This is a genomic window from Pseudomonas sp. MM213 (assembly GCF_020423045.1).
Taxonomy (GTDB): Bacteria; Pseudomonadota; Gammaproteobacteria; order Pseudomonadales; family Pseudomonadaceae; genus Aquipseudomonas; species Aquipseudomonas migulae.
On sequence record NZ_CP081943.1, the window covers coordinates 6,368,151 to 6,383,740 of the forward strand.

The 15,590-nt window shown below is 60.0% G+C and carries 15 protein-coding genes; 9 read left to right on the forward strand and 6 right to left on the reverse strand.

Annotated features, from left to right (window positions below; all coding sequences use genetic code 11):
- Positions 1 to 6 precede the first annotated feature (6 nt).
- The 4 genes from scpB to arfB all read left to right on the forward strand — a co-directional run bounded on the left by scpB (position 7) and on the right by arfB (position 5,495).
- Entirely contained in the window at positions 7 to 987 is a 981-nt protein-coding gene (gene scpB / locus K5R88_RS28995; RefSeq protein WP_008030463.1) for an SMC-Scp complex subunit ScpB, read from the forward strand.
- A 364-nt stretch (positions 988 to 1,351) separates the two neighbouring features.
- Entirely contained in the window at positions 1,352 to 2,605 is a 1,254-nt protein-coding gene (gene rluB, locus K5R88_RS29000) for a 23S rRNA pseudouridine(2605) synthase RluB (RefSeq protein WP_008030465.1), read from the forward strand.
- 851 nt (positions 2,606 to 3,456) lie between these two features.
- A complete protein-coding gene (locus K5R88_RS29005; RefSeq protein ID WP_223449656.1) occupies positions 3,457 to 4,869 on the forward strand; it encodes an amino acid permease in 1,413 nt (470 codons plus the stop codon).
- A gap of 212 nt (positions 4,870 to 5,081) precedes the next feature.
- Positions 5,082 to 5,495: an alternative ribosome rescue aminoacyl-tRNA hydrolase ArfB gene (gene arfB, locus K5R88_RS29010; protein ID WP_149418675.1), complete on the forward strand. Its 414-nt coding sequence runs from the start codon at positions 5,082 to 5,084 to the stop codon at positions 5,493 to 5,495.
- Here the strand turns inward: arfB and K5R88_RS29015 are convergent.
- The 6 genes from K5R88_RS29015 to phhA form a co-directional block, all read right to left on the reverse strand.
- Complete coding sequence (locus K5R88_RS29015) at positions 5,492 to 6,691, reverse strand: MFS transporter (RefSeq protein WP_192226000.1); 1,200 nt, start codon at positions 6,689 to 6,691, stop codon at positions 5,492 to 5,494. The genes arfB and K5R88_RS29015 overlap by 4 nt on opposite strands.
- A gap of 104 nt (positions 6,692 to 6,795) precedes the next feature.
- Entirely contained in the window at positions 6,796 to 6,978 is a 183-nt protein-coding gene (locus K5R88_RS29020; RefSeq protein ID WP_008030471.1) for a hypothetical protein, read from the reverse strand.
- 77 nt (positions 6,979 to 7,055) lie between these two features.
- A complete protein-coding gene (locus K5R88_RS30760; RefSeq protein ID WP_008030474.1) occupies positions 7,056 to 7,187 on the reverse strand; it encodes a hypothetical protein in 132 nt (43 codons plus the stop codon).
- A gap of 268 nt (positions 7,188 to 7,455) precedes the next feature.
- Complete coding sequence (locus K5R88_RS29025) at positions 7,456 to 8,649, reverse strand: amino acid aminotransferase (RefSeq protein WP_008042685.1); 1,194 nt, start codon at positions 8,647 to 8,649, stop codon at positions 7,456 to 7,458.
- Positions 8,649 to 9,005, reverse strand: coding sequence for a 4a-hydroxytetrahydrobiopterin dehydratase (locus K5R88_RS29030; RefSeq protein WP_008030478.1), 357 nt, complete (start codon positions 9,003 to 9,005; stop codon positions 8,649 to 8,651). The genes K5R88_RS29025 and K5R88_RS29030 overlap by 1 nt, the downstream gene beginning before the upstream one ends.
- A gap of 104 nt (positions 9,006 to 9,109) precedes the next feature.
- Positions 9,110 to 9,895, reverse strand: a complete 786-nt coding sequence (gene phhA, locus K5R88_RS29035) for a phenylalanine 4-monooxygenase (RefSeq protein WP_207285382.1) — start codon at positions 9,893 to 9,895, stop codon at positions 9,110 to 9,112.
- 383 nt (positions 9,896 to 10,278) lie between these two features.
- On the opposite strand from phhA, the gene K5R88_RS29040 reads away from it, so the two are divergent.
- The 5 genes from K5R88_RS29040 to K5R88_RS29060 all read left to right on the forward strand — a co-directional run bounded on the left by K5R88_RS29040 (position 10,279) and on the right by K5R88_RS29060 (position 15,588).
- Entirely contained in the window at positions 10,279 to 11,838 is a 1,560-nt protein-coding gene (locus K5R88_RS29040; RefSeq protein WP_008030481.1) for a sigma-54-dependent phenylalanine hydroxylase transcriptional regulator PhhR, read from the forward strand.
- Between the two features lie 314 nt (positions 11,839 to 12,152).
- Positions 12,153 to 12,893, forward strand: coding sequence for a flagellar basal body rod protein FlgF (locus K5R88_RS29045; RefSeq protein ID WP_223416456.1), 741 nt, complete (start codon positions 12,153 to 12,155; stop codon positions 12,891 to 12,893).
- A 45-nt stretch (positions 12,894 to 12,938) separates the two neighbouring features.
- Positions 12,939 to 13,724 (forward strand): flagellar basal-body rod protein FlgG, encoded by a 786-nt coding sequence (gene flgG / locus K5R88_RS29050; RefSeq protein WP_017337155.1) that lies wholly within the window; start codon positions 12,939 to 12,941, stop codon positions 13,722 to 13,724.
- 52 nt (positions 13,725 to 13,776) lie between these two features.
- Entirely contained in the window at positions 13,777 to 14,472 is a 696-nt protein-coding gene (gene flgH / locus K5R88_RS29055) for a flagellar basal body L-ring protein FlgH (RefSeq protein WP_223449654.1), read from the forward strand.
- Between the two features lie 27 nt (positions 14,473 to 14,499).
- The gene (locus K5R88_RS29060; protein ID WP_223449658.1) at positions 14,500 to 15,588 is read left to right on the forward strand and encodes a flagellar basal body P-ring protein FlgI; all 1,089 of its coding nucleotides are present in this window, start codon (positions 14,500 to 14,502) and stop codon (positions 15,586 to 15,588) included.
- Positions 15,589 to 15,590 lie beyond the last annotated feature (2 nt).

Here is a 15,590-nt window from a genome sequence, read left to right on the forward strand (position 1 = left end):
TGAATCATGAACCTGACTGAACCCCGCGAGCTGGCGCCATTGCTTGAAGCCTTTCTGTTGGCCTCGGGAAAACCGCAATCGCTTGAACGCCTGTTCGAACTCTTTGAGGAGGGCGAGCGGCCGGAACCGCCGGTCTTCAAGAAAGCCTTGGCGATTCTGGCCAAGTCCTGCGATGGCCGAGCGTTCGAGCTGAAGGAAGTCGCCTCCGGCTATCGCCTGCAGATCCGCGAAAAATTCTCGCCATGGGTCGGGCGTTTGTGGGAAGAGCGCCCGCAGCGGTATTCCCGTGCCATGCTCGAAACCATGGCCCTGATTGCCTATCGCCAGCCGATCACCCGGGGCGAGATCGAAGACGTGCGGGGCGTGGCGGTCAACAGTCACATCGTCAAGACGTTGCTGGAACGGGAGTGGATTCGCATCGTCGGTTATCGCGACGTGCCCGGTAAACCGGCGATGTTTGCGACGACGAAGGCGTTTCTCGATCATTTCAACCTGAAGAATCTTGACGATCTGCCGCCGCTCGCGGAACTGCGCGAGCTGGAGCCTGACCCGGTGCTCGACTTCGACGATGCGCCCGTGCCAGCCGGTTTGCAGGAACTGGCGGACGCCAGCGCCGAGCCGGAAGAGCCGAAGGAAGAAACCAGCTTCCATACGTTGTTGCTGGAGCTGGACACCATGGAGGAGGGGCTCAAGACCGACTTCGATGACATTTTGCGTGATGGCGAGATGAGCGTGACCGAAGAGGTTTTGGCGCAGCCGGAAGCGGTCATTGAGGCTGAACTTCAAGTCGAACCAGAAGCCACCGTCGAAGAAGAACGGGAAGATGATGTGCTCGGTGTGGCTGAGGCGCGCGAAAAGCTCCTGGCCGCCGTCGCCGCGCTCGAACAGCCGAAACCCGAGCCCGAACCCGAGTTGTCCGACGAAGAAGCCGAAGCCCGGGCCCTCGCCGAAGCCATCGAAGCCGAACGCCGCGAGTTCGAAGACTGACCCAAATCTCGTAGACGATGAGCCCCTTGTAGGAGCCGGCTTGCTGGCGATGGCGGTGGTTCAGTCAATAAATGTATTGGCTGACCCACGGCCATCGCCAGCAAGCCGGCTCCTACAAGGTTGCGTTGGAAAGCCCCCTGCATCAGCGTCTGCCCAGTCCTCACCGAAACAGCGCTGCGTCTGATCAAACTCGGTACCACCGGTCGGCGGAAATCCAGGTAACTGGCCATTCATCAGCTAGTCTCTGATGCGCAAACGCCGACATGAGCGTATGATTCGCGACCCTTCGGCGATCCCTTCGCCCAAGTACAAGCTTTCAACTCTTCAGGCAAAGCCTGAACAGACCACACCGGGAGGTGCCCAGATGAGTATCAACGACCAGAAAGACGACCAGGAAATCGGCCCAGCAGGCGAGAAACTGCAGAAAGTCCTCGCCCGTATCGGCGTCGGCTCGCGCCGTGACGTAGAAGCCTGGATCAGCCACGGCCGCATCAAGGTCAACGGCAAAGACGCCACCCTCGGGCAGCGCGTCGACATGCACGACGCCATCACCATCGATGGCAAGGTGATCAAGCGCGAAGAAGCCGCCGAGTCGGTACGCCGCGTGATCATGTACAACAAGCCCGACGGTGAAATCTGCACCCGCCTTGACCCGGAAGGCCGCCCAACCGTTTTCGACAAGATGCCACGGCCCAAAGAAGGTCGCTGGATCAACATCGGTCGTCTGGACATCAACACCACCGGCCTGCTGATGTTCACCACCGACGGTGAACTGGCCAACCGCCTGATGCACCCTTCCTACGAAATGGACCGTGAATACGCGGTACGTGTGCGTGGCGAAGTCGATGACGAGATGATCGAGCGTCTGAAGGCAGGCGTCGTCCTTGAAGACGGCCCGGCCAAGTTCACCGACATCAAGCAAGCGCCAGGTGGCGAAGGTTTCAACCACTGGTACCACTGCGTGGTGATGGAAGGTCGCAACCGCGAAGTTCGTCGTCTGTGGGAATCCCAGGGCCTGGTGGTCAGCCGTCTGAAGCGCGTGCGTTTCGGCCCGGTGTTCCTCAACTCCGACCTGCCGATGGGTCGCTGGCGCGAAATGAGCCAGTACGAAGTCGACATTCTGAGTGCGGAAGTGGGTCTGACGCCTGTGGCCATGCCGCAGATGAATGCCAAGAGCAAAGACAAGCTCGACCGTATGCAGCGTAAATCGTCGCGTCCGATGGGCAAGACCGAGCGCGTGCGTTCGTTGCGTCCTGCCATCGGTAACCAGTCCGCTGCTACACCGCGCGATACCCGTGAACCGCATATCGAAGGCGAGCGTCCAGCCCGCAAGCCAGCAGCGCCACGCGCCGACGGCGAGCGTGGTCCACGCACGCCGCGTCCGGCCAACGGTCGCACTGAACGTGGCGAAGGCCGCGGTGCCCCTGCGGGTCGTGGTGAGTCTGGTCGCGGTACGCCAGTGGCGGATCGTCCTTCGGACACCAAGCGCCCGGCCAAGCCAGCGCCAAAACGTCCGGGGATCAAGCTGGTCGAGGGTGACAAACCATCGGGCAAGCGCCGCGGCGCTCCAGCCGGTTCGGGCCAGCGTCCGGGCTTCGGTCGTCGCAAGCCTGAGTAAGGGCTGAGCGGCAGATGAAAAACGCCAACCTTCGGGTTGGCGTTTTTTTTGCCCGGTTTTTGCCCGGTGTTGTTTTTGAGGGCCTCTTCGCGGGCAAGCCTCGCTCCTACAGGTATCGCGGCTCGCGGAAACGGCACCGAACCTGTAGGAGCGAGGCTTGCCCGCGAAGGCGTCAGTGGGAGCACTGCCAAAGTCAGCGTGGAAAATAGGTGTTACGCCTCGTAAAGAAAACCTGACGATTTCTGCCGATTGGCCTCGCGAAACCACCCTCCGGCGATAACCGTAAGAAATTTCTTCCGCTCTATGAGCCTTTAGACCTTTTTCAGCTCTCTGGCCCGCTTGTTTCAGCGGCTCCAGAAGGGTGTCATGCGCCCCATGCCTGTCGTGCAGGTGCATAACAAAAAGGAGGCGCAATGTACGCCGTGACTCATCTCTATCTCTCCCCGTGGGGCGGTTTTCCTATCGCTCACGCCGACGACCCGCAAAGGTCTGACTCTCTTTTTGCAGCCGCCCGAAACCCTCGGGGCGGACACAGGCAATCCCGGCAACCGACGCGCTGATCCAGCGGTGTCTGGCAGCAGGGGGTTAGCGGTGTACAATGCGCCGCGTTTTACCTGTGACCTCCTGCGCACCTGCGCAAACCTCAAGGCTATCCGCCTTGTTCACTCCGCCGCGTCACGAGCGTGTCGGGTTCGATTTCGTCACAGATAAAAACAAACAGGTGACGCATGACCGTTGTAAATACGCTGAACTCCTGGTGCCTGCGCTGGGGTTTGATCGGCGCTGCTTAAAGTCGCAACCGAGCAGCAACGTCTATTGAACATCATCAAACCTTGCGTGAGACCCTTTTCATGAGTGGACAAAACTCGCATTCAGGCGAGCTGAAACGCGGCCTGAAGAATCGTCATATTCAACTGATCGCCCTCGGTGGCGCGATTGGTACCGGCCTGTTCCTCGGCTCGGCCGGTGTACTGAAATCCGCTGGCCCGTCGATGATCCTCGGCTACGCCATCTGCGGCTTCATTGCCTTCATGATCATGCGCCAGCTCGGCGAAATGATCGTCGAAGAGCCGGTGGCCGGTTCCTTCAGCCACTTCGCGCACAAATACTGGGGCGGTTTCGCCGGTTTTCTGTCGGGCTGGAACTGCTGGATCCTGTACATTCTGGTGGGCATGTCGGAGCTGACCGCCGTCGGCAAATACATCCACTACTGGGCACCGGAGATCCCGACCTGGGTCTCGGCAGCCGGGTTCTTCGTGCTGATCAACCTCATTAACCTGGCCAACGTCAAAGTCTTCGGCGAGGCGGAGTTCTGGTTCGCGATCATCAAGGTTGTAGCGATCGTCGGCATGATTGCCCTGGGCAGCTACTTGCTGGTCAGCGGGCACGGCGGACCGGAAGCGTCGGTGACCAACCTGTGGTCCCACGGTGGTTTCTTCCCGAATGGCGTCAGTGGTCTGGTGATGGCCATGGCGATCATCATGTTCAGCTTCGGTGGCCTGGAAATGCTCGGCTTCACCGCAGCAGAAGCGGACAAACCGAAAACCGTGATCCCGAAAGCGATCAACCAGGTGATCTACCGGATCCTGATTTTCTACATCGGCGCACTGGTCATCCTGCTGTCGTTGACGCCATGGGACAGCCTGCTGGCGACCCTGAACGCCTCCGGCGATTCCTATAGCGGCAGCCCGTTCGTGCAAGTGTTCTCGATGCTCGGCAGCAACACCGCCGCGCACATCCTCAACTTCGTGGTGCTGACCGCGGCGTTGTCGGTGTACAACAGCGGCACCTACTGCAACAGCCGCATGCTGCTGGGCATGGCCGAGCAGGGCGATGCGCCGAAAGCCCTGGCGAAGATCGACAAGCGCGGCGTGCCGGTGCGTTCGATCCTCGCTTCGGCGGCGGTGACGCTGATTGCGGTGCTGTTGAACTACCTGATCCCGCAAAACGCGCTGGAACTGTTGATGTCGCTGGTGGTGGCCACGTTGGTGATCAACTGGGCGATGATCAGCTATTCGCACTTCAAGTTCCGCCAGCACATGAACAAGACCAAGCAGACGCCGCTGTTCAAGGCCCTGTGGTATCCGTACGGAAACTACATCTGCCTGGCGTTCGTGGTGTTCATCCTTGGCGTGATGCTGTTGATCCCGGGCATTCAGGTTTCGGTGTACGCGATTCCGGTGTGGGTCGTGTTCATGTGGATTTGCTACGGCATCAAGAACAAGCGCAGTGCTCAACAAACGTTGCAGGCTGCAATGAAATAACGCAGCGCGCAGACACAACAAACCCGGCCATGTGCCGGGTTTGTTGTTTCTGGGGTACACACAAAACACCTGTGGGAGCGAGCCTGCTCGCGATAGCGGCAGGTCAGGCAATGATGATGTCGACTAACACGGCCTCATCGCCAGCAGGCTGGCTCCCACAGGGACGGTGCTAATCAAGGTATCCTGCGCACTCTGAATACGGACGCTTTTCCATGCTGGTGATTTCCAACAACGTGCATCTGCCGGATGCCGAGATCGAATTGACGGCCATCCGCGCCCAGGGCGCCGGTGGGCAGAACGTCAACAAGGTCTCCAGTGCCGTGCACCTGCGCTTCGACATTCCGGCCTCGTCCTTGCCCGAGTTCTACAAGGAGCGGCTGCTGGCGCTGCGTGACAGCCGCATCACCAGCGACGGCGTGTTGATCATCAAGGCCCAGCAATACCGCACGCAGGAGGCCAATCGCGCCGATGCGCTGGAGCGGCTGACCGAGTTGATCCTCAGCGCCACCAAGGTCGAAAAGAAACGCCGTCCGACCAAGCCGACCCCCGGCTCGAAGAAGCGTCGGCTCGAATCCAAGACCAAGCGCGGCAGCATCAAGGCCGGGCGCGGCAAGGTCGATTTCTAGCGGGCGTCTCGTTCTTCACGATACTTGGGCGCTTGCCTGTACAGGTAAACGCTCAGTGCCAAACCGCTCAAAGCGGCGATTGCGGCGAACAGGAAGATCGAAGCAAAACCGAATCCGGCGGCAATTGCGCCCGCCAACGGTCCGGTAATCCCCAGCGACAAATCGATGAACAGCGAATACGCGCCAACCGCAGCGCCACGGCTGGACGCTGGCACCAGATTGACCGCTTCCACGCCCAGCGCCGGGAACACCAGGGAAAAACCGAAACCGCTCAGCGCCGCGCCGGCCAAGGCCCAATGAGCATCCGGTGCCAGCCACAGCAGCAACAGCCCCAGGGTTTCCACCGACAGACAGGCAATCGCCACGCGAAAACCACCGAGACGGTTGATCAGGTTGCCGAACAACAGCCGTGCGCCGATGAAGCTCGCGCCAAACAGGCTCAGGCACAACACCGCGTTGTCCCAGTGTTGCGTGGCGTAATACAAGGTGATGAAGGTGGCGATGGTGCCGAAGCCGATCGAGCCCAGCGCCAGGCCGCAACCGTGCGGCAGCACTCGACCGAGCACATGCATGAACGGCAATCGTTCCCCGGCCACGATGGGCGCGGCGGTTTTCGGCCAGGCCAGCGCCAGGCCCAGCACGGCCAGCAACACGATGCTCACGCCCATGCTCCACAAGCCCAACTGACTGACCAGCAACACGCCAAGCGGTGCGCCGACGGCCAGTGCGCCATAACTGGCGATGCCGTTCCACGAGATCACTTTGGCGGTGTTCGCCGCGCCGACCCGGCCGATGCCCCAGCCGATCGAACCCGAGCCCACCAGGCTTTCCGCGCTGCCGAGCACCAGACGGCCGATCAACAGGCTGATCAGGCTCAGCATCGGCAGGCTTTGGGTCCAGGCCGAAATCAGCATGAATACGCCGCTCAGACCGCAACCGGCGAGGCCATACATGACCGCCAGTTTGCTGCCCTTGTTATCAATGATTTTCCCGGCGTATGGACGGCTGAGCAGGGTGGCCAGGTATTGCACGCTGATCACCAGGCCGGCGACTACGGCACCGAAACCCAGATCGCTGTGGACGTAGCCGGGCAATACGGCCAGGGGAATGCCGATGTTGAGGTAGCCGATAAAAGTAAACAGGACGATGGAAACGACTTGCAGCGTGACCGCCAGGGGGCGCTGGTTTTCAGACATGGGTAAAGGTCCACGGGAAAGCAGGATAGATAGGCTGCTTATGATAGCGGCGAGAGAGGCCGCAGGGCGTGGAAAAGTAAAACTATTTGCCGGGTGGGGGCGAATCAGGGTTTGGCGGGGGCGACCAGTTGCGTCGTGACCAGGGCGGCCAGAGCATTTTCTTCGCTGCCGAAACGGGCGAGCAATGCGGCTTGTTTCTCGGGGGAGAGGCGATTCCAGATCTCGATCATCTTCTCGGCGGTGCCGATCAGAACGCTGGCCTGGGTCTCGCTAAAGTCATCGGTCATGGTGTGCAACTCAAGGGTTCAGGCGGTGTGGAAAGCGCATGTTAGCGCTTTCCACACGGTCTGGCATTGCGGGTGTTTCAGTCTTCGCTGTCGGCCTGGCGGCGTTCAGTGGCTTCTTTCGGCTCGGGCTGTTGGGCGCCGGCTTGCTGCGTGGGTGTCTGCTCAGTTTCGTGCAGGCTTGGGAAGGGGAGATTAGGGATCTCGTGCATGTTTCGCGCTCCTCGCAAAGTCTGTTGATAGATCTGGTAGATCCGCGCTTTTACAAAGCCTGGGCAGGATACAGCAGGAGAAATGACAATCAGACTTTTATATCCAATTGTTACGACGGATGGGCTTGTCTAGACAGGTTTGTATGGGTGGTGAAAAGCAAGTGTGGGAGCGAGCCTGCTCGCGATGGTGTGTCAGTCAAAACAGCTTCGTCTGATACACCATCGCGAGCAGGCTCGCTCCCACAAGGGAACTACAGAGTTCTTGAGATTACTTGCAGACTTTGGCGATGGCTTCGGCCAGCAGATCAAGACGCGTCGCATCAATCCCCGCCACGTTCGCCCGGCCGGTACCGACCATGTAAACGCTGTGATGATCACGCAACTGTTTAACCTGGTCAGGCGTCAATCCGGTGTAGGAAAACATCCCGCGTTGCACACCAATGTGCGCAAAGCGCTCGCGCAAACCATGAGGCTCCAGTGCCTCGACCAGACCGCTGCGCAGTTGGGCGATACGCAAACGCATGGCTTCCACTTCGTCGGCCCAGAGGCTTTTCAGCTCTGGATCGCCGAGGATCGTTGCCACGACGGCAGCACCGTGATCCGGTGGCGTCGACCACAAGTTACGGGCGATATTGGCCAGTTGGCTGCGGATATCCACCAGTTTGTCAGCCGTCTTCGCGCAGACAATCAGCGCACCCGTGCGGTCGCGGTACAGGCCGAAGTTCTTCGAGCAGGAGCTGGTGATCAACACTTCCGGCAGTTCGGCAGCGAACAACCGGGTCGACCACGCATCCTGCTCCAGTCCGTCGCCGAAACCCTGATAGGCGAAGTCGATCAGCGGCACCAGATTGCGACTGCGCACCACTTCCAGTACCCGGCGCCAGTCGTCATGGGACAGATCGAAACCGGTCGGGTTGTGGCAGCAAGCGTGCAGCAAAACCACATCGCCCTCAGGGGCTTCGTTGAGTGCTGCCAGCATCGCTTCAACATCGAGGCGGTTGTCGCTGCCGACATAAGGGTAGTGATTAACCTTGACCCCGGCCGTGGCGAAAATGGTTTCGTGAATCGGCCAGGTCGGGTTGCTCAACCACACGCCACGGCCCGGCAGGCACTGGGCGATGAAGTCCGCGCTCAAGCGCAACGCACCGGTACCGCCCGGCGTCTGGGTGGCTCCGGCGCGTTGTTCGGCGATCAGCGCAGAATCGGCGCCGAGCACCAACTCGTTGATGGCTTTGCCGAACGCCGGTTCGCCGTGACCGCCGATGTAGGTCTTGGTGGTCTGGCGATCCACCAGGCGCTGCTCCGCAAGCTTCACGGCCTGTGGAATCGGCGTCAGGCCAAAGGCGTCTTTATAGACGCCCACGCCAAGGTCGAATTTGCGCGGGTTGGGGTCCTGCGCATAGGCCTCCATCAGGCCGAGAATCGGGTCGCCGGGTACTCGACCTATGGCGTCGAAATGCATTATTTGCGGCCCTCGGCGTCCTTGGCCACTTCGTCAGTGCGCGCGGCCATGATGAAATCGTTGCGGTGCAGGCCTTTGATGGAGTGGCTCCACCAGGTCACGGTGACTTTGCCCCATTCGGTCAGCAGGCCCGGGTGGTGACCTTCAGCCTCGGAGATTTCACCGACGGCGTTGGTGAACGCCAGCGCGTGCTTGAAGTTCTTGAACAGGAAAACCTTTTCCAGCTGCATGACGCTGTCGCGGACTTCGATGTTCCAGTCCGGGATTTGCTTGATCAGTACCGGCAGCTCTTCGTCGCTGACCTGAGGGGCGTCGGCGCGGCAGGCTTCGCAATGGGCTTGGTTCAATGTGGACATGATGTGTTCCTGAATTCGAATGATTGGAAATCGGCCGTCAGTGCAACCACGCTAAACCAAAGCGTCGATTCCTGACAGGCTCACTTGATTCTAAAAGCTGCGGATCACGCGGCTTTTGGCGGAAATTTCGGTGCGTGCAAGCCCAGCTGCATGCCTTGCTTGACCATGCCCATGATGTCTTCGTGGGCGAGGTCGAACAGACGCTTGAGGTTCGGCAGGACGAAATACAGCGGTTGCAGGATGTCGATGCGGTAAGGCGTGCGCATGCATTCCAACGGGTCGAAGGCCTGATGCTCAGGTTCGTTCGACAGGCTGTAAACGGTTTCTTTCGGTGAGGAAAGAATGCCGCCGCCGTAAATGCGCTGGCCTTGAGGGGTATCGACCAGGCCGAACTCGATGGTCATCCAGTACAAGCGCGCCAGGTACACGCGTTCTTCCTTGGAAGCCTTCAGGCCGAGTTTGCCGTAGGTGTGGGTGAATTCGGCGAACCAAGGGTTGGTCAGCAGCGGGCAGTGACCAAAGATCTCGTGGAAAATGTCCGGCTCTTGCAGGTAATCCAGCTCTTCGCGGGTACGAATAAACGTCGCCACCGGAAACTGTTTGTTGGCCAGTAATTCAAAGAAGGTCTGGAAAGGAATCAGTGCGGGTACTCGGGCAACCTGCCAGCCGGTGGTTTCACCGAGGACTTTGTTGATTTCGCCGAGTTGCGGAATGCGGTCGTGGGGCAGACCGAGTTTTTCGATACCGTCCAGGTATTCCTGGCACGCACGCCCTTCGATCACTTTCAGTTGGCGAGTGATCAGCGTGTTCCACACCGCGTGTTCTTCGGCGGGGTAGTCGATAAAACCTTGCGCATCGGGCTCGCGAGCCACGTACTGCGTCTGCTTCATGCTGCTCTCCTGCTAGGGGATTTCGTTCTTGTTATGTCCTGCTATGGACTTAGAAATACCTCAGGAATTGCGATGTTGCAGCACGTGTAAGCCGTCGCATGTAGGAAAATTCGTTGGTTTTCGTAAACTTTTCGTTACGGATTGGCGACTGTGGCGCTGCGCATGAGTTTTTCGGGTTTGAAATGGCTCACAGGTGTCACATAATCTTGACGACTATCTGAGCGCACCCAGAGAAATATTTCCCTTGTGGGCCTCGATTGATTGGTAAGCCGCTGTAGGTAGGAGCCGGCTTGCCGGCGATAGCGTTCTCAAGGACGCCATCGCCGGCAAGCCAGCTCCTACAGGGAGCGATCTCATTGCCTTAATTTACCTTCGGGCCTTATATGCGTATCAAAGTCCACTGCCAGAACCGCATCGGCATCCTGCGCGACATTCTCAATTTGCTGGTCGAGTACGGGATCAACGTTGCTCGCGGTGAAGTGGGTGGCGAGCATGGCAACGCGATCTACCTGCATTGCCCGAACCTGATCAATATTCAGTTCCAGGCATTGCGTCCGAAATTCGAGTCGATTGCCGGGGTCTTTGGCGTCAAGCGTGTAGGCCTCATGCCGAGCGAGCGTCGGCACATGGAACTCAATGCTTTGCTCGGTGCCCTGGAATTTCCGGTGTTGTCGATCGACATGGGCGGCTCGATTGTCGCGGCTAACCGCGCGGCGGCGCAGTTGCTCGGCGTGCGTGTCGATGAGGTGCCGGGGATTCCCTTGTCGCGTTACGCCGAGGATTTCGATTTGCCGGAACTGGTGCGCGCCAACAAGTCGCGGATCAACGGGCTGCGAGTCAAGGTCAAGGGTGACGTGTTTCTGGCCGACATCGCGCCGCTGCAATCGGAGCATGACGACAGCGAGGCCATGGCCGGCGCGGTGCTGACGCTGCACCGTGCCGACCGGGTAGGGGAGCGCATTTACAACGTGCGCAAACAGGAGTTGCGCGGGTTCGACAGCATCTTCCAAAGCTCGAAAGTGATGGCGGCAGTGGTGCGTGAGGCCCGGCGCATGGCACCGCTGGATGCGCCGCTATTGATAGAAGGCGAAACCGGCACCGGCAAGGAACTGCTGGCACGCGCCTGCCACCTGGCGAGCCCTCGGGGGCAGTCGCCGCTGATGGCGCTCAATTGCGCCGGCCTGCCGGAGTCCATGGCCGAGACTGAACTGTTCGGCTACGGCCCCGGCGCGTTCGAAGGCGCCCGTGCCGAAGGCAAGCTCGGGCTGTTGGAGCTGACGGCGGGCGGTACGCTGTTTCTCGATGGCGTGGGGGAAATGAGCCCGCGCTTGCAGGTGAAATTACTCAGATTCCTGCAGGACGGTTGCTTCCGTCGTGTAGGCAGTGATGAAGAGGTTTACCTCGATGTGCGAGTGATCTGTGCAACGCAGGTCGACCTGTCGGAACTGTGCGCTCGTGGCGAGTTTCGCCAGGATTTGTATCACCGCTTGAACGTGCTTTCGCTGCATATCCCGCCACTGCGCGAATGCCTGGATGGTTTGACGCCGCTGGTGGAGCACTTCCTTGATCAGGCCAGTCGGCAGATCGGTTGTGCGCTGCCGAAGCTGGCGCCGGCGGCCATGGAGCGGCTCAGTCACTATCATTGGCCGGGCAACGTTCGGCAGTTGGAGAACGTGCTGTTTCAGGCGGTTTCGTTATGCGAGGGCGGGACGGTCAAGGCAGAGCATATTCGCCTGCCGGATTATGGCGTGCGTCAGCCGCTTGGCGATTTTTCGCTTGAGGGTGGGTTGGATGAGATTGTCGGGCGTTTTGAAAAAGCGGTGCTGGAGCGTTTGTATTCGGAGCATCCGAGCAGTCGGCAACTGGGCAAGCGGTTGGGGGTTTCGCATACCACCATTGCCAATAAGTTGCGTGAGTATGAAGTCGGCAAGACTGAGTCCTAGCTGGCGTTTGCTGTGTTTGTTTTGGCCCCATCGCGAGCAGGGCTCGCTCCTACAGGGGATTGCATTCCAAATGTAGGAGCGAGCCCTGCTCGCGATAGCGGTATCCTGTTCAGCCTCAAGGTCAAGCCTTGCCACTTACCGGCATAACACCGCCGGTTTTTCGTCTTTGACACATTCCCCCATTTCCCCCCTGAACGCCCCAAGTCCTTTGTTTGCCGGGCTCCGCGCCGCCAGAAAAAAGTTGGTCTGCAAATTGCTTATCGCTCAGCAGTACAGCGGTGGGCGGCAAACGTCCGGCATGCAGAGGAAAGAGTGTGGACAAGTACCTTTATGTGGCAATGACCGGCGCCAGCCAGAATGCACTGGCGCAGAAGGCTCATGCGAACAACCTGGCGAACATCTCCACCAACGGCTTCCAGAAAGACCTGGAGCAGGCGCGTTCGATGCCGGTGTTCGGTGACAGCTTTCCGGCGCGTGCGTTTGCGATGTCCGAACGTCCGGCCACCGACTTCTCCGCGGGCTCTCTGGTACAAACCGGTCGCGACCTCGACGTCGCGGTGCAGGGCAACGGCTGGCTCGCGGTGCAGAACCCCGACGGCGGTGAAAGCTACGTGCGCACCGGCAGCCTGAACGTTGACGCTCTGGGCGTGTTGCGGGCCGGCAACGGCATGCCGGTGATGGGCAATGGCGGGCCGATTTCCGTGCCGCCCGAGCAGCAAATCGAAGTGGGCGAAGACGGCACCGTCAGCATTCGTGCGATGGGCGAAGGCCCTCGCGTGATGGCTGAAGTCGACCGCATCAAGCTGGTCAACCCGGATTTCAAGAACATGACCAAAGGCCTGGACGGTTCGATCCACACCAAGGATGGCAAGCCGGCGCAAGCCGATGCCAACGTCAAACTGGTGTCCGGGTTCCTGGAGTCGAGCAACGTCAATGCCGTGGAAGAGATGACTTCGGTGCTGGCGCTGGCCAAGCAGTTCGAGCTGCACATCAAGATGATGAACACCGCCAAAGACGATGACCAGGCCATGGCTCGGGTCTTGCAGATCAGCTAATTATCAGAACGTCGCGCCGTAAAACAGGCGCACGAGGAGAATCGAATGCTTCCGGCTCTATGGGTTGCCAAAACAGGTCTGTCCGCCCAGGACACCAACCTGACCACCATTTCCAACAACCTGGCGAACGTGTCGACCACGGGTTTCAAACGTGACCGCGCCGAGTTCCAGGACCTGCTGTACCAGATCAAACGCCAGCCAGGCGCCCAGTCGACCCAGGACAGCGAACTGCCGTCGGGTCTGCAATTGGGTACCGGTGTGCGCATTGTCGGCACCCAGAAAAACTTCAACGCCGGTAGCCTGCAAACCACCGAGCAGCCGTTGGACATGGCCATCGACGGTCGCGGTTTCTTCCAGATCCTGCAACCGGACGGCACCACGTCCTACACCCGTGACGGTACCTTCCACCTCGACTCCAACGGTCAGATCGTGAACGCCAGCGGCTTCGCCCTCGAGCCGGCCATTGTCATTCCGAACGACGCCCAGACCTTCACGGTCGGTCGCGACGGCACCGTGTCCATCACCATTGCCGGCAACCCGGCATCCCAGGTGATCGGCAACCTGCAAACCGCCGACTTCATCAACCCGGCCGGCCTGCAAGCGGTGGGTAACAACCTGTTCCTGGAAACCGCCGCCAGCGGCGCGCCGCAAGTCGGCACGCCAGGCCTGGCCGGTTTCGGTACCACGCTGCAGAACACCCTGGAAACTTCCAACGTCAGCACCGTTGAAGAGATGGTCAACATGATCACCACTCAGCGCGCCTACGAGATGAACTCCAAGGTGATCTCCACCGCCGACCAGATGCTCTCGTTCGTAACGCAGAATCTGTAATCAAGTCTATGAGGCGGTCATGAGGCCGCCTGCAACACCGTGAGGTAGGGTCATGAATCGCTTTGTATCTGTCCTGGCACTGAGTGGCGTCGTCGCGCTGGCGGGTTGCGTCGGTCCGACGCCCAAGCCCAATGACCCTTACTACGCCCCGGTGTTGCCGCGTACGCCATTGCCGGCTGCCGCGAACAACGGCTCGATCTACCAGGCCGGTTTCGAACAGAACCTGTACAGCGACCGCAAGGCGTTCCGGGTCGGTGACATCATCACCATCACCCTGAACGAAAAAACCCAGGCCAGTAAAAACGCCAACTCGCAAGTGGCCAAGAACAGCAAGGCCGGCATTGGCCTGACGTCGTTGTTCGGTGTGGTGCCCAACACTAACAACCCATTCAGTGACACTGATCTGACACTGAATGCGAGTTACAGCGGCGACCGCGCGACCAAGGGCGACAGCAAGGCCGGGCAGGGCAACAGCCTGACCGGTTCGATCACCGTGACCGTCGCCGACGTCTTGCCCAACGGCATCATTGCCGTGCGCGGCGAGAAGTGGATGACCCTCAATACCGGTGATGAGCTGGTACGGATCGCCGGCCTGGTCCGGGCCGATGACATCGCGACCGACAACACGGTTTCGTCAACGCGCATCGCCGATGCACGCATCACCTATTCGGGCACCGGTTCGTTTGCCGATGCGAGTCAGCCAGGCTGGTTCGACCGTTTCTTCCTCAGCCCGCTGTTCCCTTTCTAGGTGGTCACGTTGAATTTCAAACACCTGATGGTGGCTGCGTTCCTGATGTCCGCAGCCTTTGGTGCTCAGGCTGAGCGGCTGAAGGATATCGCCAGTATTTCCGGCGTACGTTCCAACCAATTGATCGGCTACGGCCTGGTGGTCGGGCTCAACGGTACCGGCGACCAGACGACGCAGACGCCGTTCACCCTGCAAACCTTCAACAACATGCTCTCGCAGTTCGGCATCAAGGTGCCGCCCGGCTCGGGCAACGTGCAGTTGAAGAACGTCGCGGCGGTATCGATCAGTGCCGACTTGCCGGCCTTCGCCAAACCGGGTCAGCAGGTGGACATTACCGTGTCTTCCATCGGTAACTCCAAGAGCCTGCGTGGCGGCACCTTGCTGCTGACGCCGCTCAAGGGTATCGACGGCAACGTTTACGCGGTCGCCCAGGGCAACCTGGTCGTCGGCGGTTTTGATGCTGAAGGTCGCGACGGTTCGAAGATCACCGTCAACGTTCCGTCGGCCGGTCGCATCCCTGGTGGTGCGTCGGTCGAGCGTTCGGTGCCGAGCGGTTTCAACCAGGGTAACAGCCTGACGTTGAACCTCAACCGCTCCGACTTCACCACCGCCAAGCGCATCGTCGACAAGATCAACGACATGCTCGGCCCTGGCGTTGCCCAGGCCATCGACGGCGGTTCGATTCGCGTCAGTGCGCCGCTGGATCCGAGCCAGCGCGTCGACTATCTGTCGATCATCGAGAACCTTGAAGTCGATCCGGGTCAGGCGGTGGCGAAAGTCATCATCAACTCCCGCACCGGCACCATCGTGATCGGTCAGAACGTCAAGGTGTCCCCGGCCGCCGTGACTCACGGCAGCCTGACCGTGACCATCACCGAAGACCCGATCGTCAGCCAGCCCGGCCCTCTGTCCAATGGTCAGACCGCTGTTGTGCCGCGCTCGCGGGTCAACGCCCAGCAGGAAGCCAAGCCGATGTTCAAGTTCGGCCCGGGCACCACCCTCGACGAGATCGTGCGTGCGGTGAACCAGGTCGGCGCGGCGCCAGGCGACTTGATGGCAATCCTTGAAGCACTGAAACAGGCCGGCGCGTTGCAAGCCGACCTGATCGTGATCTGAGG

Excerpts from the sequence above, each read along its gene's own strand:
- K5R88_RS29015 (WP_192226000.1), bottom strand. The coding sequence starts at position 6,691 with ATGTCTGAAAACCAGCGCCCCCTGGCGGTCACGCTGCAAGTCGTTTCC.
- flgG (WP_017337155.1), top strand. The coding sequence starts at position 12,939 with ATGCTTCCGGCTCTATGGGTTGCCAAAACAGGTCTGTCCGCCCAGGAC.
- K5R88_RS29060 (WP_223449658.1), top strand. The coding sequence starts at position 14,500 with ATGGTGGCTGCGTTCCTGATGTCCGCAGCCTTTGGTGCTCAGGCTGAG.
- K5R88_RS29020 (WP_008030471.1), bottom strand. The coding sequence starts at position 6,978 with ATGACCGATGACTTTAGCGAGACCCAGGCCAGCGTTCTGATCGGCACC.
- arfB (WP_149418675.1), top strand. The coding sequence starts at position 5,082 with ATGCTGGTGATTTCCAACAACGTGCATCTGCCGGATGCCGAGATCGAA.
- flgH (WP_223449654.1), top strand. The coding sequence starts at position 13,777 with ATGAATCGCTTTGTATCTGTCCTGGCACTGAGTGGCGTCGTCGCGCTG.
- K5R88_RS29005 (WP_223449656.1), top strand. The coding sequence starts at position 3,457 with ATGAGTGGACAAAACTCGCATTCAGGCGAGCTGAAACGCGGCCTGAAG.
- K5R88_RS29040 (WP_008030481.1), top strand. The coding sequence starts at position 10,279 with ATGCGTATCAAAGTCCACTGCCAGAACCGCATCGGCATCCTGCGCGAC.
- rluB (WP_008030465.1), top strand. The coding sequence starts at position 1,352 with ATGAGTATCAACGACCAGAAAGACGACCAGGAAATCGGCCCAGCAGGC.
- K5R88_RS30760 (WP_008030474.1), bottom strand. The coding sequence starts at position 7,187 with ATGCACGAGATCCCTAATCTCCCCTTCCCAAGCCTGCACGAAACTGAG.
- phhA (WP_207285382.1), bottom strand. The coding sequence starts at position 9,895 with ATGAAGCAGACGCAGTACGTGGCTCGCGAGCCCGATGCGCAAGGTTTT.
- K5R88_RS29025 (WP_008042685.1), bottom strand. The coding sequence starts at position 8,649 with ATGCATTTCGACGCCATAGGTCGAGTACCCGGCGACCCGATTCTCGGC.
- scpB (WP_008030463.1), top strand. The coding sequence starts at position 7 with ATGAACCTGACTGAACCCCGCGAGCTGGCGCCATTGCTTGAAGCCTTT.
- K5R88_RS29030 (WP_008030478.1), bottom strand. The coding sequence starts at position 9,005 with ATGTCCACATTGAACCAAGCCCATTGCGAAGCCTGCCGCGCCGACGCC.